General features: G+C 73.3%; 17 protein-coding genes. 5 read left to right on the top strand and 12 right to left on the bottom strand.

The genetic code is table 11. The features are described 5' to 3' along the window. Window positions 1-13: 13 nt before the first annotated feature. The gene (locus F8274_RS08305) at window positions 14-1,105 is read right to left on the bottom strand and encodes a ferredoxin reductase (RefSeq protein ID WP_151461696.1); all 1,092 of its coding nucleotides are present in this window, start codon (window positions 1,103-1,105) and stop codon (window positions 14-16) included. 83 nt (window positions 1,106-1,188) lie between these two features. Between F8274_RS08305 and F8274_RS08300 the strand changes: the two genes are divergently transcribed. Then, a complete protein-coding gene (locus tag F8274_RS08300; RefSeq protein ID WP_151461695.1) occupies window positions 1,189-2,412 on the top strand; it encodes a CdaR family transcriptional regulator in 1,224 nt (407 codons plus the stop codon). Between the two features lie 37 nt (window positions 2,413-2,449). Here F8274_RS08300 and F8274_RS08295 read toward each other — a convergent pair whose 3' ends face one another. From F8274_RS08295 to F8274_RS08275, 5 genes are all read right to left on the bottom strand, one after another. Then, window positions 2,450-2,860 carry a hypothetical protein gene (locus tag F8274_RS08295; RefSeq protein WP_151461694.1) on the bottom strand — a complete coding sequence of 137 codons (411 nt, stop codon included), beginning with the start codon at window positions 2,858-2,860 and terminating at the stop codon, window positions 2,450-2,452. 81 nt (window positions 2,861-2,941) lie between these two features. Continuing rightward, window positions 2,942-3,127, bottom strand: a complete 186-nt coding sequence (locus F8274_RS08290; RefSeq protein WP_151461693.1) for a ribonuclease — start codon at window positions 3,125-3,127, stop codon at window positions 2,942-2,944. A gap of 277 nt (window positions 3,128-3,404) precedes the next feature. Then, window positions 3,405-3,872 (bottom strand): hypothetical protein, encoded by a 468-nt coding sequence (locus F8274_RS08285; RefSeq protein WP_225853669.1) that lies wholly within the window; start codon window positions 3,870-3,872, stop codon window positions 3,405-3,407. 152 nt (window positions 3,873-4,024) lie between these two features. Further along, window positions 4,025-4,744: a hypothetical protein gene (locus F8274_RS08280; RefSeq protein WP_151461691.1), complete on the bottom strand. Its 720-nt coding sequence runs from the start codon at window positions 4,742-4,744 to the stop codon at window positions 4,025-4,027. After that, complete coding sequence (locus F8274_RS08275; protein ID WP_255474565.1) at window positions 4,737-5,192, bottom strand: RNA polymerase sigma factor; 456 nt, start codon at window positions 5,190-5,192, stop codon at window positions 4,737-4,739. The genes F8274_RS08280 and F8274_RS08275 overlap by 8 nt, the downstream gene beginning before the upstream one ends. A gap of 200 nt (window positions 5,193-5,392) precedes the next feature. Here F8274_RS08275 and F8274_RS31175 point away from each other — a divergent pair, with 200 nt between their 5' ends. Then, window positions 5,393-6,649 (top strand): YncE family protein, encoded by a 1,257-nt coding sequence (locus F8274_RS31175; protein WP_192579752.1) that lies wholly within the window; start codon window positions 5,393-5,395, stop codon window positions 6,647-6,649. Between the two features lie 17 nt (window positions 6,650-6,666). Here the strand turns inward: F8274_RS31175 and F8274_RS08260 are convergent, their stop codons facing one another. The 6 genes from F8274_RS08260 to F8274_RS08240 all read right to left on the bottom strand — a co-directional run bounded on the left by F8274_RS08260 (window position 6,667) and on the right by F8274_RS08240 (window position 13,251). Beyond that, window positions 6,667-7,290, bottom strand: coding sequence for a dihydrofolate reductase family protein (locus F8274_RS08260; protein ID WP_151461689.1), 624 nt, complete (start codon window positions 7,288-7,290; stop codon window positions 6,667-6,669). Window positions 7,291-7,504: 214 nt separating this feature from the next. Beyond that, on the bottom strand, window positions 7,505-9,025 hold the full coding sequence (locus F8274_RS08255) for a non-reducing end alpha-L-arabinofuranosidase family hydrolase (RefSeq protein ID WP_151461688.1): 1,521 nt from the start codon (window positions 9,023-9,025) through the stop codon (window positions 7,505-7,507). A gap of 371 nt (window positions 9,026-9,396) precedes the next feature. Beyond that, window positions 9,397-10,956, bottom strand: coding sequence for an MDR family MFS transporter (locus F8274_RS08250; RefSeq protein WP_225853668.1), 1,560 nt, complete (start codon window positions 10,954-10,956; stop codon window positions 9,397-9,399). A 145-nt stretch (window positions 10,957-11,101) separates the two neighbouring features. Then, entirely contained in the window at window positions 11,102-11,968 is an 867-nt protein-coding gene (locus F8274_RS32320; RefSeq protein WP_255474564.1) for a cation:proton antiporter, read from the bottom strand. Continuing rightward, the gene (locus F8274_RS32315; RefSeq protein ID WP_255474563.1) at window positions 11,929-12,774 is read right to left on the bottom strand and encodes a sodium:proton antiporter; all 846 of its coding nucleotides are present in this window, start codon (window positions 12,772-12,774) and stop codon (window positions 11,929-11,931) included. Before F8274_RS32315 ends, F8274_RS32320 begins: the two co-directional genes overlap by 40 nt. Before the next feature lie 60 nt (window positions 12,775-12,834). After that, window positions 12,835-13,251, bottom strand: a complete 417-nt coding sequence (locus F8274_RS08240) for a DUF6223 family protein (protein ID WP_192579751.1) — start codon at window positions 13,249-13,251, stop codon at window positions 12,835-12,837. Between the two features lie 218 nt (window positions 13,252-13,469). Here F8274_RS08240 and F8274_RS08235 point away from each other — a divergent pair, with 218 nt between their 5' ends. From F8274_RS08235 to F8274_RS08225, 3 genes are all read left to right on the top strand, one after another. Continuing rightward, complete coding sequence (locus F8274_RS08235; protein ID WP_151461687.1) at window positions 13,470-14,585, top strand: sensor histidine kinase; 1,116 nt, start codon at window positions 13,470-13,472, stop codon at window positions 14,583-14,585. Further along, a complete protein-coding gene (locus tag F8274_RS08230) occupies window positions 14,582-15,244 on the top strand; it encodes a response regulator transcription factor (RefSeq protein ID WP_151461686.1) in 663 nt (220 codons plus the stop codon). The genes F8274_RS08235 and F8274_RS08230 overlap by 4 nt, the downstream gene beginning before the upstream one ends. A gap of 129 nt (window positions 15,245-15,373) precedes the next feature. Then, window positions 15,374-16,945: an amidohydrolase gene (locus F8274_RS08225; RefSeq protein WP_151461685.1), complete on the top strand. Its 1,572-nt coding sequence runs from the start codon at window positions 15,374-15,376 to the stop codon at window positions 16,943-16,945. Window positions 16,946-17,004 lie beyond the last annotated feature (59 nt).

Here is a 17,004-nt window from a genome sequence, read left to right as displayed (position 1 = left end):
GGATGGCCTCCTGTCAGAGTTCGATGTCGCAGGTACCGGCGGCCGCCGACACGCAGGTCTGCACGAGCACGCCGTCGCCGGGGACGGCGGTGGTGACGTCGCCGTTGCGCAGGTCGCGCACCGCGCCCTCCCGCAGCGGGACGACGCAGCCGAAGCAGATGCCCATCCGGCAGCCGGACGGCATCAGCACCCCGGCCCGCTCGCCGGCGTCGAGGATCGGGGTGGCCCCGTCGGCCTCGACGGTCACCCCGGCCCCGGTGAACGTCACGGTGCCGCCCTCCCCCGGCGAGATCACGGTGGGCCGGAACCGCTCGGTGTGCAGCCGGTCGGCGAGCCCGTGGGAGTCCCAGTACCCCTCGACGGCGTCGAGCATGCCGATCGGCCCGCAGGCCCAGGTCTGCCGGTCGAGATGGTCGGGCACCAGGTCGGCCAGCTCGTCGACGCCGAGCAGGCCGTCGGTGTCGGTGTGCCGCTCGACGAGCCGCAGCGCGCCGGCCTCGGCGAGCGCCCGCAGCTCCGGGCCGAAGATCACGTCGTCCCGGGTCGGCGCCGAGTGCACCAGCACCACGTCCGCCCGGTCGTGCAGGCCGGCGCGCAGCATCCCCGTGACCGGGGTGATCCCGCTGCCGGCGGTGACGAAGAGGACCCGTCCGGGGGTCTCCTCGGGCACGACGAAGTCACCCTGGGCCTGGTCGAGCTGGACGATCGTGCCGGGCCGGACCCGGCGGACCAGGTGGTTGCTGACCTTGCCGTCCGGGATCGCCTTCACGGTGACGGAGATCAGGCCGTCCGCGGCGCCCGGCGTCGAGGTGACCGAGTACGCGCGCCACTGGCGCACCCCGTCGACGTCCACGCCGAGACGCACGTACTGTCCTGGCTGGTGTCCCTGCCAGCTGCGGCCCGGCTGGATGACGACGGTCGCGGCGTCCCGGGTCTCCGGGCGGACGGCGACGATCCGGCCGCGCAGCGGGGCGCCGGCGCGCAGCGGCGCCACGAGGTCGAGGTAGTCACCCGGCAGCAGCGGGGTGGTGACCGCGCCGGCCAGCCGCAGCAGTCTGTCCCGGAAGGTCACCTTCTGGGGGCGGCGGGGGGCAGTTGTGGTCATATCACCAGGGTGACTGCGTGATCGCATAACATCTTGACCGGCAAAGGTGAAAGAGCCGCAGGTTTTTGTTCGGGGAGAACAACATGTCCGACGACTACGCGAGCTATCGCGCGGCCCATCTCGAACTCGACGAGCGCGTGTCGGCCCGGCTGCGTGACCGGCTCCCCGTCGTCGCCGAGCGCACGGTCACGGCGATCACCGCCGAGATCCCCGACTACTCCGGCGCCCTCACCGGCACGATGCGGGAGAAGATCGAGAACGCGGTACGCATCGCGCTCGGCACCTTCCTCCAACTCATCGACGGGGCACAGCTGGCCGATCCGAGCACCCCGCTGGCCCCGGCCCTGGAGGCCGCGTACGCGCTGGGCAGTGGCGAGGCCCGCTCGGGGCGCAGCATGGACGCGCTGCTGGCCGCGTACCGGGTGGGGGCGCGGGTGGCCTGGCGGGAGGTCTCCGCCACCACCGTGCGCAGCGGGCTGTCCGCCGAGACGGTGGCCGAGTTCGCCGAGCTGATGTTCGCGTACATCGACGAGCTGTCGGCGGCCAGCGTGGCCGGGCACGCCGACGAGCGGGCCAGCGCCGGCCGGGCCCGCCGCCGCAACATGGAACGGCTCACGCAGCAACTCCTCGCCGGGGAACCCGAGGAGATCGTGCGGCGCAGCGCCGAACGGGCCGACTGGCCGCTGCCGCAGACCCTCACCGTCGTCCTCCTGCCCCGCCGGAACCTGCGCGCGGTGCTCGCCCTGCTCGGCCCGCACACCCTGGAGAGCGGCGAGGACCCGCCCGGCATGGACCCGGCCGAGGAACTGGCCGTGCTGCTGGTGCCGGACAACCACGGCGCCCGCCGGCGCCAGCTCACCCGCCTGCTGCACGGGCACCGGGCGGTGCTCGGGCCGGCCCGGCCGTGGCACCGGGTCGCCGCCTCCTACCAGCGGGCCACCCGGGCGCTCGCCCTCGGCCTCGGCGAACCGGACGCCGGGCCGGTCGACACCGAGCACCACCTGGCCGAACTGCTGCTGAGCATGGACCCGGAGGCCCTGGCCGACCTGCGCGCCCAGGCCCTCGCGCCCCTCGCCGACCTGCCACCGGCCACCGCGCACCGGCTCGCCGAGACGTTGCGCTCCTGGCTGCTGCACCAGGGCCGTCGCGACGACGTGGCGGCCGACCTGTTCGTGCACCCGCAGACCGTCCGCTACCGGATGGGCAAGCTCCGCGAGCTGTACGGCGACCGGCTCCACGAACCGGCCACGGTGCTCGCCCTCACCATCGCCCTGGCCGTCCCACCCACCCCGCCGGAGACGGAATGAACGGCCGGGGCGCGGTCCGCGGCGCCGCTCGGAGGGGTCAGCGGGTCCCGGCGACCGCGCGCCGCGGTTCGCCCAGGAACGCGTAGGCGGCCAGCGCGCCGGCGAGGACGGCGTCCACCGCGATGACGAAGCCCCGGTCCATCCCGCTCGGGGCGAGGGCGAACCCGGTCGCCAGGGCGACCACGGCGATCAGCACGAGGGACCCCCGGACCGCCCACCGCGCGGCCGGACGCGTCGCGGGCGGTGGGATCCCGGCGACCGCCAGGACCGCCCGGGCGGCGCCGGCGAGCCCGACGAGCAGCGAGGGCAGGGCCAGCCCGGCCACCTCCCGGTCCAGCCCGTCGAGTCCCGACCAGGCGAGCAACCCGAAGATCACCACGGCGAGGACGTGCAGAGGGACGTCGCGGGCGCGGTGGCGCCGCACCGCTGGCTCGCCGTCCCGCCTCATGACCGTCCTCCACCCGGATGCCGGCATCGTGGACAGCCATCGTCGCACTCCCCGGGGCCGCGCTCCAGCAGCCGACCAGGCCTACTCCTCCGGGACGCCCGGACCGACCTCGCCACGCCTCAGGTGCTCGGCGTTGCGGTCGGCTTCGCTGTCCGCGTTCGCGGCGCCGGCGCCCGCGTCCGTGGTGCGGCGCCCCTCGGCGTCCTGGAACACCGCGCCGGTCTCGAGCGCGTCCTCCTGCTGCCGACTCTGCTCAGGTGTGGTCATCACCACCGACTACCCTGCGAACGTCCCGGATATGCGCGAGTCCCCGGTCGAGGCAGACGGCTCGACCGGTCGGCGCCGTGGGTCCTCCCCGGTCCGGCGGCGAAGCCGGCGTCGGTGAGCCCCCCGCTCGTGCCAGCGTCGGGCCGGCCGGATGCGACGGCGGTCGGCCGGCACGAGGAGCAGGTGCGGATCCTGGCGGCGGTCCTCGCCCTGGCGGGTGCCGTCGGGCACCCGCCGAGGTGGGCTCCCGGGTCTGCGTCCGGAAGCACGCCCGACGTCAGGCAGGGCCGTAGACGAGGTCCATGGTGTCGGTGCGCCCGGACCAGCGGAGGTCGAGGTGCCAGCAGCCGGCCTGCGGCAGGTCGATGATCGACGGGCCGGGCCCGCCGGCGACCTCGCGGGTCGCCCGGGTCGCGGTGCCGTCCAGGGTCGCGGTGATGACGAGGCTGGCCGGCGCGCCGGCGTCGGCCGACGGCGTGGCCGCCGGCCGGGCAACCCAGAGGATCTTGTTGGTGGGCCCCTCCGTCCGGCCGACGGCCAGCGGATGGCCGAACAGCACGGCGACGATGTCGCCCTTCGCGCCGAGCACATGCGCGATCCGCGCGTCCCCGCTGAAGCCGGCGTCCGCCCAGTCGGGCAGGCTGCCCGTATCGACCCGGGCCGCGCAGCCGGTCGTCGCAACCGCCGCCGGCGTGGCCGGCGTGGCCGACCGGCCGGCGGTGGTGCAGCCTGCCAGCAGGACCACCGACCCCAGCAGGACCCTGCCCCATGAACGCATCTCGCACCTCCGGACCGGTTCGGTGCCGGCCGACGGCACCCGTCGTTCTGATGACACCGATCGCGCCGCGCAGGTTCCTCCCGTAGCGGATGACGGTGGTCGCGCGGCGCGGCCGGCGTCTAGTCCAGGGACGAGGCGACCCCGATCGCGTCGTCCCTGGTGAGGTCGCCTTCCAGCCGGTAGCTGACTCCGGCGTCCTCCCAGATCAACGTGGCCGCGGCGAGCCGCGCGGTCTCCACCCGCACCGTGCCGGTGCGGTCGACGTAGGCCAGCTCGTGCGGCCCGCCGATCCAGACGGCGAAGTCGCCGCGGACCTGGACCCATTCCACGCCCGGCCCGCCGAGCTGCTTGTGGAAGACCGGGTCGAGGCCACCGTCGAAGGCGTCGAGGCACAGCGCGCCACCCCGGTAGAGCAGCGTCACCACCCGGTACGCCCCGGTGCCGTCCGGGTCGGCGACCAGCACCTGTTCCGGCTCGCCCAGCTCGGCGGGTACGCGGATCGGGAAGCGCACCTGCCGCTGCGCCTCGACGAGGGAGGCGGGCCGCTGCGCCGGCAGCGGAGACGGCACCCCGGTGGGCGGCACCGGCGCCGAGGTGGTGTCGATGACGATCCCCGAGAAGCGCAGCAGTCCCGCCACGGCGTCGGCGATGGCGGCCCGCCCCGGTGGCAGCAGGGCGACGAGCAACGCGGCCAGCGCCGCGGCGAGCCAGTAGCGCCAGCGGCGCGGACGGCGTGCGGGCGTGGCCAGCCGGGCCCGCACCCGGGCGGTCACGTCGGGGACCTCGGGTGTCTCCAGCCAGGTGGCGAGGTCCCGCAGTTCGCGCTCGAGGTCATCCACGGGCCACCTCCTCGCGGTCGAGCAGGTTGCGCAGCTTCGCCAGGGCCCGGTACGTCCGTGACTTCACCGTGCCCCTGGGCCAGCCGAGCGTCGTCACGGTCTCCTCCTCGGTCAGGTCGAGAAGGAACCGGCACACGATCACCTCGCGGTCCTTGACCGGCAGCCGGCGCAGCGCCGCCACCAGCGCGGCCCGACGCTCCGCGGCGAGGACCCCGCCGACCGCGGCGTCCTCGCCGACCTCCGCCCCGGGGTTCGCGGCCGTGGCGCGGAGGACCAGCCCGTCCCGCCGGCTGCGGGACCGGTGCAGGTTGCGGGTCTCGTTGGCGACGATCGCGAGCAGCCAGGACCGGAAGGACGACTCGCCGCGGTAGCGGGACAGGTTGCGGAACCCCTTCACGAACGCCTCCTGGATGACGTCCTCCGCGTCCGATCCGGCGCCGAGCAGCACCGCCGTCCGGTACGCGGACGCGGTGTGCCGGGCGACCAGGAGCTCGTAACCCTCCAGGTCACCGGCGCGGGCGCGGCGGACAAGCTCGTCGTCGTCCAGTGGAGACCTCCCCTTCGACCACCCTCATGACACCGGCCGCGCGCCGCCGGTTCCACCTTCGCGGCACGGAACTTCGACGCCTCTGAGGGTGTCACCCGGGCATGACCGTCACCATCTCGCGCCGCGGCATCCTGACCCTGCTCGCCGGTGCCGGTGCCGGTGCCGCCGCACTGGCCGGCTGCGAGCCGACCCGGGCCCCGGCCTCCGCCCGGGCCGACGCCATTCCCGACCCGCTGGTCGTCCACGTCGACGACGGGCAGGCTCTCCTGCGCGGGACCGACCGCCGGACGATCCCCCGCGCCGTCGCCAGCGCCGACGGCGCGTGGATCTTCGCGACCGCCCTCGACGGCCCCGACACCACCTGCTGGCGGATCGATGCCACGACCAGCCGCGCCTCGGCGAGGACCCTGCTACCCGGGCGCTGGGTACCGCAGGCGGTCTCGGCCGACGGTACGGGGGTGGCGCTCACCAGGACCGGAGCGACGGTGGACGGCGGCCGGCCGCCAGGTCGGGAGGTGACCGAGGTGCTGGTCGCCGACGTCAACGGGATACGCCACCGGCTGGACCTGCGGGGCAACCACGTCCCGGAGGCGTTCACCGCCGACCGCACCGGGCTGTTCGTCCTCGAATGGCTCCCGGCGACCGCGCCGGACCGCTACCGGGTGCGGGTCGTCGACCTCGCCACCGGTGTGCCCGGCCCGCTGTCCACCCGCGACAAGTCGCCGGTTCCCCCCGGTGCCGAGGAGGAGATGCGCGGCGACGGGCGCCAGGCGGTGCTCGCCCCGGACCGCACCGTCCTCTACACCCTCTACACCCACCAGCCCGGCCACCAGCACACCCGGGACCTGGTCAGCGGCCGGCCCGGCAACGCGCACGCGTTCGTCCACACGTTGAACCTGGCGGAACGGTGGGCGTACTGCGTCGACCTGCCGCACCCGTTCGGCGAGGCGTCCGCCGCCGGCCACGCCATGGCGATCAGCCCCGACGGAGGCCGGCTCCTCGTCGCCGACGTCGCGTCGGGCGCCGTCGCGGACATCTCCACCGAGGAACTGACCGTACGCCGCACGGTCCCCCAGGCCCGCGGCACGGGCGCCGCGCACGCCGCCGCCGGCACCGACCGTGTCTTCCTCGCCGCCGGCACGACGGTCCGGGCCCTGGATCTCACCAGCCTGACCGGCACGGCGGACTGGCCGGTACCCGAGCCGGTCGCCGGCCTCGCGCTCAGCCGTGACGGCAGCCGCCTCTACGTGGGCCAGCGGGACGCGGTGAGCTGGCACGACGCCGCCACGGGCCGGGAACTCGGCCGCGTCCCGGTCCCCGGTCTCGTCGGCGTGCGCGGGCTGGCCGGCAGCGCCTGAACGCGCCGCCGCCCGCGTCACCGCACGACGGCGTACCGCACGTGAACGGCGTACGGCGACTGGTGGACCGAGAGGATCGTGAGATCGACATCCCGGTCGAAGCCCTCGAAGAGCCGCTTCCCTCGGCCCAGGACGACCGGAGCGGTGGTGATGCCGAGTTCGTCGACGACCCCCGCCGCGAGCGCCTGCCGGATGACGTCCGCCCCGCCGCCGATGGCGACGCCCCCGTCGCCGGCCGAACGGCGGGCCGCCGCCAGCGCCTCGTCGAAGCCGTCGACCATCAGGAAACCGGTGCTCGGGTCCGGCTGGTCGGCGGTGCGGTGGGTTAGCACGACCAGGGTTCCCTGGAACGGGTTCCGGCCGCCCCAGCCGCCCGCGCTGTCGTACATGCCCCGGCCGCACAGGCCGGCGCTCGTTCCCTCCATCAGCGCGTCGAAGTACGCGCGGTCGGCGTCGGTCATGCCGGCGCCGGGTTCACGCTCGGTCTCGTAGGTCCACGGGCCGCCCATCACCCAGTAGTGGAGCCGCTCGCCGCCGACGCCGAGCCCCTGGCCCGCGTGATCGTCGGGACCGGTGACGTAGCCGTCGAGGGACACGGTGATGGCGGCCTTCACCGGGCCTCGCTCTGGGGTGCTGCTCATGCTTCCTCCCGTGACGGGCGGCGGGACATCGGACCCGGCGGTTGCGGCGGGTTCCCCGCCGTCGTCACGGTAGCCGCTGCACCACGAGGACCGGTGGCCTCTCCAGGGGCGCGGGCGGGAGGACGGCGCCCGGCTCACCGGCCTCGCCCGGCGGCTGACAGGCGCGCCACGTCCCGGGCGGGCTCGGCCGTACGCCGAGCCCGCCTGTACGCCACTAGCGCTGCAGCGTCAGCACACCCGGCCGGTACGGCAGGAGGCCGTAGTCGCCGCCGGAGTTCGGGGCACGTCCCTGGTAGAGCAGCTGGAGGTTGCAGGGATCGACGGTCATGGTCTGGTCGGGGTTGTTGCGCACCAGGTCGCCGTGGCTGATGTCGTTCGTCCAGGTGGCGCCGCTGTTGGCCTTCCCGGCGAAGGGGTTGCTCTCGCTGGCGGCCTGCGGCGTCCAGGAACCGCCCAGGCTGCTGGCCGTGAACGAACGGAAGTAGCGGCCCTGCGAGCCGATCGCCTCGACCAGCATGAGGTACTGGTTCTGGCCCTGGACCTTGTAGACCTGGACCCCTTCGAAGAGGTTGTTGGTCGAGTCGCTCATGATCACCGTCGAGGACGTGCCGAAGCTGCCCGGGAAGTTGCCGATGGGCATGCTGGCGCGGTAGATCTTGCCGTTGTCCCCGGCGAAGAACAGGTACATGTTCGTGCTGTCACCGATGAGCGTCTGGTCGATGGGTCCCGTACCGGAGCCCGAGATGCTTCCGGAGAAGAGCGTCTGCGGCGACGACCATCCGTTCACGTTGGTGGGGTCACTGGACGTCCGGTAGGAGAACGCGGGCCCGCCCCACTGGTAGGCGAGCACCCAGAGGTTCTTCGGGGCGAAGTAGAACAGGGTCGGCGCGACCGCGGCGAAGGGCATGGCGTTCTGGCCGACCGAGGCCATGTCGGACCAGTTCGCGAAGGGGCTGAAGTTCATCGAACCCCACGCCGTCCCGGTGTCGTGCGTGGTGGCGTAGACGAGGTGCCGGCCGTTGTGCACGACGGTGGTGAAGTCCTTGAGCGAGACCCACCCGGACCTCGGGTTCGCCAGCGCACCCGTCGACGACCAGCGGTACGTCGACGGAAGGGTGCACGAGCCGTTCGGCGGCGTGGTGGGGTTGCCCCCGCCGTCGACCCGGACGAGTTGCCACTGCTGGTTGGAGCCGTTCCAGTCGTCGTACTGCACGATGCTTCCGCCGTCGGCGGTGGAGGCGCCCTGCACCTCCACCGCCTTGTTGCTGTTCCGGTTGATCAACCGGACGTGACCGCTGTCCGAGTCGGCCAGCCGGAACTGCTGGTTGGCCTGATTGGCGTCGGTCCACTGCACGATGTTGGCGCCGTTGGCGGTCGACCAGTTGTAGACGTCCAGCACCTTGCCGGACAGCCGCGACCGCAACCGGTAGTAGCCGCCGCCCGAGTCCACGAACTGCCACTGCTGCTGGTTGCCGTTGTTCCGCGACCACTGCACGATCCGCGCGCCGTCGTTCGTGGCCAGGTTGTACACGTCCAGGGCCTTGCCGCTGTTGCGGTTGATCAACACGTACCACGCGCTCGTGTCGACCGTCGCCGCGGCGGCCGGCGTCGACACCGCCACCGCGGCGGCGCCAGCGACCACCACCGCGGTCACGGCGGCGGCGACGACCCGCGGCACCCACCTCCGCCGCGGCGAGGGCGACGCAATCGATGTATATCCATTGATGGCAGACATGATCCTCCTTCAAAGACCAAGAGCCGAACGGTCCACCTGGGATTGGGGCGCACCGTGACGCGTGGCGGGACCTCTGCGCCAGCGTTGTTAGCGCTAACAGCACGGACGCGTGCCCTGGCCAATGCCTGATCGAAGGTCTCGACGAACTGGGCTCGCCCGGTAAGCCACGGGGGTCCGCCGTCCTCGTCCATCGACTGCGAGCGATAACATGCCGTTCGTCAAGTGGTGCTACGAACGGCCGGACGGGGAAACCCGCGACGCCGGCCTTCCTCGCACCTCGGCCGGTCGTCATCCGGCCACGTCCACGGCACCCCGTCGGGCCGGTTCCGGCCGTGCGCGAGGGCCCGCACGCCCGTCGCGGCGGTCGGCACCTACTCGAAGGTGAGGTGGTCGCTGCGGCGCGGCACCAGCGACAACGCGCCCAACCCGAGGACCGCCAGCACGGCCAGCGCCACGAAGACATGGTGTGTCGCGTGGTACAGCGACGCGCGGACGTAGTCGGCCACGGCCGGGTCGGCGGACTGGCTGTGCCCGCCCAGCACGAGGCTTGTGGCGTCCACGTGCTCGGGAAGCCGAGCGCCGATCTCCGCCGGCGGATGCGCGAAACGGTCGGCAAGAGTGGCGTTGGCGATCGCCCCGAAGACGGCGGCGCCGACGGCGCTGCCCAGTGACCGGCTGAACATGTTGGCGCCGGTGACCACGCCGCGGCGCTCCCAGCCGACCACGGACTGCACGGCCACCAGGGTCGGGCTGGCGGTCAGCCCGAGCCCGACACCGAGCACGAAGGCCGCCGCGGCGGCCGCCGACACCGTCGAATCCGGCCCGAGCAGCGTGGTCAGCGCGGCGCCGCCGATCACGAAAACACCGCCGATGAGGGCCGTGTCGCGGAAGCCGATCCGCAGGTAGATCCGCCCGGCGAGGCTGGCCGCCAGCGGCCAGCCGAGCGACAACGCCGCGAGAGCGAACCCCGCCACCAACGCGCTGGTGCCGAGCACACCCTGGGCGTACGTGGGCAGGTACGAACTCAGGCCGATGGTGAGCGCCCCGACGCACAGCGCGGTGAGGCTGCCTCCGGCGAGCACACGGCGGCCGAACACCCACAGCGGCAGCACCGGCTCGGTGGCGCGACGCTCCACGCCGACGAACGCGGCGAGCGCGACGACGCCGGTCACGAGGATCGCCACGCTCGGGATGGACGCCCATGGCCAGGCCACGCCGCCTTGGAGCAGCCCGAGGATGACGAGCCCGAATCCGACGGTGAGCAGGGCCGCGCCCGCGTAGTCCACCCGGTGCCGGTTGCGGGTGATCCGTTCGGTGAAGTGGCGGGCGAGCGTCCACGCCGCCACCGCGCCGAGCGGCAGGTTGAGGTAGAAGATCCACCGCCACGACAGGTACTCGGAGAAGACACCACCGAGTGTGGGGCCGAGCACCGCGGAGACGCCCCAGACGCTGGCGAGGTAGCCCTGCACCCGCGCCCGCTCCGCCACCGTGTAGAGATCGCCGACGATCGTCATGCTCATGGGTTGCACCGCGCCCGCCCCGATGCCCTGGACGGCGCGCGCGACGATCAGCGCGGGCATGCTCCACGCGACGCCGCACAGGATCGAGCCGAGCAGGAAGAGCGCGATGCCGAAGAACATGACGGGCCGGCGTCCCAGCGAGTCGGCGAACTTGCCGTAGATCGGCACCGTGACCGCCTGGGTGAGCAGGTAGATCGAGAACAGCCACGGAAACTGCGAGAAGCCACCGAGATCACGCACGATCGACGGCACCGCGGTGGCGATGATCGTGGAGTCCAGCGCGACCAGGCCCGTGCTGAGCATGACCGCGGCGAGCACCGGGCCACGATCGGAACGAAAGCCGACGCCCTTCACGGTCGGGTCACTGTCCGCCGGCCCCGGACCGCTGCCGGCCGCAGGTGTCGCCACCACGCGCGCACTCCTTTGCTGGGCAGGTGGACCGCTGAGGTCAACTTCTCGTAGGCCCAACGATTCCCCGATCCTGCCCGCCGCCGGTGAGACCTACGCCACTCGGCCGCCGCCGTCCCCACAGGGCGCAGTCGGGCGCCCGGAACTCCTAGGGCGACCGGGTGGGAAGGCGCAGCTCCTCGAGGTCCAGTTCGCGCTCGAGGACGCGCAGCCCCTCGTCCGGCAGTTGGCCGGCGTCCCGCCAGCGCAACAGCTCTTCGCGCTGCGCGTCGATCGCGGCCCGGCGGATGCGCAACGCCGCTTCGTACTCCGGTGACACCGGCACCTCGGACACGTCGGCCGCCTGGAGCAGGTCGAGGCGGCCGCGATAGCGGATCAGCCGGCTGTGCAGTTGCGCCCGCATCGACTCGACGGCGCCGGCGTGCTCCGGCTCCTCGGCGGCGACCTCCTCGAGCCGGGCCAACGCGGCCTCGACGGACGCCGACCGTGCTTCGTTGCGGACCCGGACCTGATCCGCCTCGTCGGCACGCAGGCCCAGTGCCCGCACCAGCGGCGCGAACGTGAGCCCCTGACCGACCAGCGTCACGAGCACGACGACGAACGCGCAGAACAACAGCAGATCCCGGTCCGGGAAGGGTGCTCCGCTGTCGGTCACCACCGGCAGGGTGAAGATCGCGGCGAGGCTGATGACGCCGCGGGTCCCGGACCAGCTGAGCGCGACCACCTCCCGCCCCCTCAGCCGCCGGGCGTTGCGTGCGTCCCAGGCGGCGCGGCGGGCGGAGCCGGCAGTGTCGTCGTCGTACTCGGAGGCACCGCCGAGGCGGGTGTGCATCCAGCGTGGCAGCAACTGGTTCAGGACCAGCCACAACGGGCGCAGGAGCAGCACCACGCCGACCGAGACCGCCACCGCGATGACGATCGTGGCGGTGGCGTACTGCTGCAGCCCCTGCACGACCTTGGGCAACTGCTGGCCGATCAGGAGGAAGACGAACCCCTCGAGAAGGAAGTCGACCAACCGCCACACCGCGCTCGTCTGGAGTCGGCTGGCGCCGGAGGCGAGCCGGGGGTGTGGTGACCGACGATCAACCCGGCGACCACCACCGCGAGGACTCCCGAGACGTGCAGTTCCTCGCCGAGCAGGAAGGCCACGAACGGGGTGGCGAGCGAGATCGCGTTGGACAGCAACGGGTCCCTGGTCAGCGGCCGCGCCAGGCGAACACCCCACGCGACCGCGGCGCCGACCACGATCCCGCCGGCCGCCGCGAGGAAGAACTGTCCGGCCGCCGCGGCAAAGGAGAAGGTGCCGCTGACGGCCGCGGTCACCGCGACGCTGAGGATCGTCAACGCGGTGGCGTCGTTGAGCAGCCCCTCACCCTGGATGATGGTGACCAGCTTCGGTGGCAGATTCACCCGCCGGCCCACCGCGAGCGCCGCCACCGGGTCGGGAGGCGCCACGGCCGCGCCGACCGCGACACCGGCGGCCAACGTCGCTCCGGCGACGAACAGGTGGAACCCCCATCCGATGGCCAACGCGGTCACGAGCACCAGGACCACGGAGAGGCTGACCACGATGCGCATGTTCCTGCGGATCGCCAGCAGTGACGAATCGAGCGCGGCGCTGTACAGCAGCGGTGGCAGGACGACTGTCAGCACGATGTGCGGGTCCAGGGTGATGTTCGGTCCCGGTAGGAGCGCGTAGAGGATGCCGATCAGCGTCAGGAGCGCCGCCGAGGGCAGACCGGAGCGTGCGGCCAGCCACCGCGCGACGATGATGACCGCGACGGCAGCAAGGACGAACAACAACAGGCTCTCGGGACTCACATACCCATTCTCCCCATACCACCACGAGACGCCGCAGAGGTGGGCCCGCAGCGCCTGGGGTCAGACGGCGCGGCGGGAGCGGGCCAGAGCCAGCCAGCCGAGGACTGCGGCGACCAGGCCGATCGCCAAAGCCGCGAAGCCACCGACGATGCCGTAGCCGGTGCCGGGACCGCCCTCGGCGACGGCCACCACCAGCCCGCCGATGGCCATGCCGGTCAGCCCGGCCACCAGGGCCACCAGACCCCCGCGCCTGCCGTTGCCGCTACCGGTCCGACCGGCCGAGCGGGCCAGAGCCACGCCACCGACGACCACGCCGGCCAGCGCCACCAGCACGGCCGCGGTGCCCACGAGCCGCCCGGTGGTCAGGGTGGAGGGATCGACGGCCGACCGGGCCGAGACGTACGCGGCCGCCGGAGTGGCGAGCCCGAACCCCCGGGGCAGGGCGACAGCGGCGGCGACCAGGTGACGGGTGGACATGAGGTGCTCCTTCTCCTTCGACGACCGGACAGGTCCGATCCTGTCCGCCGACCCCACCACCTGTCGTCCTGCCGGCGCGGACACTTCACGCTGCCGCGAGCGGCGTATCCGGCTGCCGCGGATGTCGCAGAACGCGGCACGCTACCGCGCCCGCGGTACCCGGCCGATCATCCGCGCGCAGGAGTCGCCCGGGGCGGACCGCCGGTTAGGGTGCGCGCATGGGCAGCGGACGGATCAGTGTCGGCGACGGGGCCGTCGCCGTCGGCGTGGCGGCGATCCTGCTGGTCACCGGGCTCTCCGGGCAGCACTCCGCCACGAGCCTCGACCTGCCCGGGTACGCGCTGCTGGCGGCCGGCGGCCTGGCGCTGGCCGCGCGCCGCCGCGCCCCGGTTGCCGTTCTGGCCGTCACCGGGATATGCGCGGTGGGTCACCAGGCGGCCGGTTTCGACGTGCCGGCCGTCGCGTACCTGTTCGCGGTGTACGGCGCCGTGCGGGCGGGACACCGTACCGTCACGGTGGCGGCGAGCGTGCTCATGCTGGCCGCCCTCCCCCTCGCGGCGATGGCCTCGGGCCTGCACGACACGGGCGAGGCGTTCGCGCGCGCCCGGGGCGCCCTCGAGCTGGCCTGGCTGATCGCCGCCGGAGCGGCGGGTGAAGCGCTGCGACAGGCCGAGCGGCGGGCGGACGAGGCCGAGCGCACGCGCGAGGAGACCGCGCGGCGCCGCGCCGACGAGGAGCGGCTGCACATCGCGCGGGAGCTGCATGATTCGCTCACCCACCAGATCTCCGTCATCAAGGTGCAGGCCGAGGTCGCCGTCCACCTGGCCGAGAAGCGGGGCGAACAGGCGCCGGAGGCCCTGCTGGCGATCCGGGAGGCCGGTCGCGAGGCGGCCCGGGAACTGCGCGCGACCCTGGAGGCGCTGCGCGACGACGACAGGAACCCGCCGCGTGGACTCGACCAGGTTCCGGAACTGGTGCAACGGGCCCGGACGGCCGGCCTGGACGCGAAGCTGACGATCGAGGGACGCCGGAGCGACGTGCCGGCCGCCGTGGACCGGACCGCGTACCGGATCGTCCAGGAGTCGCTGACCAACGTCGCCCGGCACGCCGCCGCCGCCAACGCCTGGGTCCGGATCGACTACCGGCCCGACGCCCTGCTCATCCGGGTCGAGGACGACGGAAGGACCACGCCGGACACCGCGCCGGCGCCCGGCGTCGGGCTGCTCGGGATGCGCGAACGGGTCGCCGCCCTCGGCGGTCACCTGACGGCGGCGCCGCGCCGCGAGGGCGGCTTCACCGTCCAGGCCGAGCTTCCCGTGGGTCAGCTCTCGTGATCCGTGTCCTGCTGGTCGACGACCAGCCGCTCATTCGCAGCGGATTCCGCGCGCTCCTCGACATCGAGGACGACATCGAGGTGGTGGCCGAGGCCGCCGACGGCAGGGCGGCCGTGGAGCTGGCCAGGGAGCACCTGCCTGACATCGCGCTCGTCGACATCCAGATGCCGGTCGTCGACGGCATCGAGGCGACCCGGCGCATCGCCGCGGACCCGGCCCTGGCCGGGGTGCACGTCGTCATCCTGACCAACTACGGGCTGGACGAGTACGTCTTCCACGCGCTGCGCGCCGGCGCGGCCGGATTCCTCGTCAAGGACATCCAGCCGGAGGACTTCCTGCACGCCGTGCGCGTCGCCGCCCGGGGCGACGCCCTGCTGGCGCCGTCGATCACCCGGAAACTGATCAACCGGTACGTCACCCAACCGCTCCGCACCGGCACCGAGGCGGGGCTGGAAGAGCTGACCAACCGCGAACGCGAGGCCGTCGCCCTGCTCGCGCGGGGCCTGTCCAACGACCAGATCGCCGACCGCATGGTGATCAGCCCGATGACCGCGAAGACCCACATCAACCGAGCCATGACGAAGCTCCACGCCCGCGACCGCGCCCAACTCGTGGTCCTCGCCTACGAATCGGGCCTGGTGGCCCCGGGCGACTCCTGACGTCCGGCCGGAGGCCGCCCACACCGTCACCTCGACAGGCCCCTGGGCGAGCCGTCCGCAGCTCTTTCTTCCCTTTCCCTCGCTACCTACTGTGCTGGTCCAGCGCCCCTCGACACTCGTGGGAGTCACATGAGCATCCGCGTGTACCGCAACGCCGCCATCCACACGGGAGACGCCGACAACCCCCTCGCCGAGGCCCTGGCCGTGGACGGCGATCGCCTGCTGGCCGTCGGCCCGGAGGCGCAGGTGCGCGAGGCGGCGGGCCATGGCGCCGAGCTGATCGATCTGGACGGCGCCGCGGTGCTTCCCGGGTTCTACGACGCCCACATCCACACCGCCCAGTACGCGCAGAGCCTCGGCGCCGTCGACCTGCGCGGGGCGCGCGGCCTGGACGAGGCTCTCGCCTTGGTGGCGTCCCACGCGGCGCGGCTGGGGCCGGGTGCCTGGCTGTTCGGCGGGCGGTGGAACAGCAACGCCTGGGATCCGCCCGCGCAGCCGGACCGGTACGCGCTGGACTCGGTCTGCCCCGAGCTGCCGGTCGCGTTGCCCAGCGTGGACGGCCACACCGTGTGGGCCAACTCGGCAGCCCTGCGGCTGGCCGGTATCGACGCGAGCACACCCGACCCGGTGGGCGGCGAGATCGTCAGGGACGCACGCGGGGAGCCGACCGGCATCCTCCGCGAGACGGCCGCACACCCGCTGCGCGACCTCATGGTCTCCCCCGATCTGCGCGACCTGCTGCGGGCAGGGCAGGAGGAGTTGCTCGCGCTCGGCCTGACCAGCGTGCACGACATCGACGGCGAGGACTGCCGGGCCGCCTATCTCGCGCTGCGCGACGCCGGCGAGCTCAAGCTGCGCGTCCACAAGGCGATCCCGATGACGCACCTGGAGGCGGCCATCGCCGAGGGCCGCCGGACCGGGCAGGGCGACGACTGGTTCCGCACCGGGCCCGTGAAGATCTTCAGTGACGGGGCCCTCGGGTCGCACACCTGCCACATGAGCACGTCCTTCGCCGGCGAGCAGGGCAACGTGGGCATCGCGGTCACCCCGTACGAGGATCTGGTCGAGCTGTTCGGCAGGGCCGCGGGTGCCGGCATCGCGGTGGCCACGCACGCCATCGGCGACCGCGCCAACAACCTGGTCATCGACGCCTACGAGGCGGTCGGCCGCACGCCGGGACTGCGGCACCGCATCGAGCACGCGCAGCACCTTCGACCCGCCGACCTGGCCAGGATGGCCAGCCTGGGCATCGTCGCCTCGATGCAGCCGGTGCACTGCACCAGCGACATCGATCTGGTCGACTCCCTGCTGGCCGGCCACGACCTGGCCTCCTACGCCTGGCGCGGGATGCTCGACGCCGGCGTCGTGCTGGCGTTCGGTTCGGACGCCCCCGTCGAGAGTCCCCACCCGTTCGCCGCGCTGTACGCCGCCGTCACCCGTACCCGTCCCGACGGGACCCCCGCCGGCGGCTGGCAGCCTCAGCAGCGGCTGAGCATGCCCGAGGCCGTCAGCGCCCACACCCTGGGGGCGGCCCGCGCTGCCGGCGAGGGTGACCGCAAGGGCGTCCTCGCGCCGGGCAGACTCGCCGACTTCATCGCGGTCGACACCGACCCCTACCGAGACTCACCGGCCGCGGTGCTGCGTACCAGGGTCATGACGACCGTCGTGGGCGGTGAGATCCGCTGGCGACGGTGCCGTTGAGGCTCGCGGGCTCGCCGACTTTCGAGCCCGCCAGCCGTCCCGCCTGCCACCATGGGCTG

It is taken from the genome of Micromonospora sp. AMSO31t (assembly GCF_008868175.1).
GTDB lineage: Bacteria > Actinomycetota > Actinomycetes > Mycobacteriales > Micromonosporaceae > Micromonospora.
This window is presented reverse-complemented; position numbering and strand designations above follow the sequence as displayed.

What these genes read in the sequence shown, in the direction of transcription:
- F8274_RS08305 (WP_151461696.1), bottom strand. Translation starts at nt 1,105, where the DNA reads ATGACCACAACTGCCCCCCGCCGCCCCCAGAAGGTGACCTTCCGGGAC.
- F8274_RS08300 (WP_151461695.1), top strand. Translation starts at nt 1,189, where the DNA reads ATGTCCGACGACTACGCGAGCTATCGCGCGGCCCATCTCGAACTCGAC.
- F8274_RS08295 (WP_151461694.1), bottom strand. Translation starts at nt 2,860, where the DNA reads ATGAGGCGGGACGGCGAGCCAGCGGTGCGGCGCCACCGCGCCCGCGAC.
- F8274_RS08290 (WP_151461693.1), bottom strand. Translation starts at nt 3,127, where the DNA reads ATGACCACACCTGAGCAGAGTCGGCAGCAGGAGGACGCGCTCGAGACC.
- F8274_RS31175 (WP_192579752.1), top strand. Translation starts at nt 5,393, where the DNA reads ATGACCGTCACCATCTCGCGCCGCGGCATCCTGACCCTGCTCGCCGGT.
- F8274_RS08260 (WP_151461689.1), bottom strand. Translation starts at nt 7,290, where the DNA reads ATGAGCAGCACCCCAGAGCGAGGCCCGGTGAAGGCCGCCATCACCGTG.
- F8274_RS08255 (WP_151461688.1), bottom strand. Translation starts at nt 9,025, where the DNA reads ATGTCTGCCATCAATGGATATACATCGATTGCGTCGCCCTCGCCGCGG.
- F8274_RS08240 (WP_192579751.1), bottom strand. Translation starts at nt 13,251, where the DNA reads ATGTCCACCCGTCACCTGGTCGCCGCCGCTGTCGCCCTGCCCCGGGGG.
- F8274_RS08235 (WP_151461687.1), top strand. Translation starts at nt 13,470, where the DNA reads ATGGGCAGCGGACGGATCAGTGTCGGCGACGGGGCCGTCGCCGTCGGC.
- F8274_RS08225 (WP_151461685.1), top strand. Translation starts at nt 15,374, where the DNA reads ATGAGCATCCGCGTGTACCGCAACGCCGCCATCCACACGGGAGACGCC.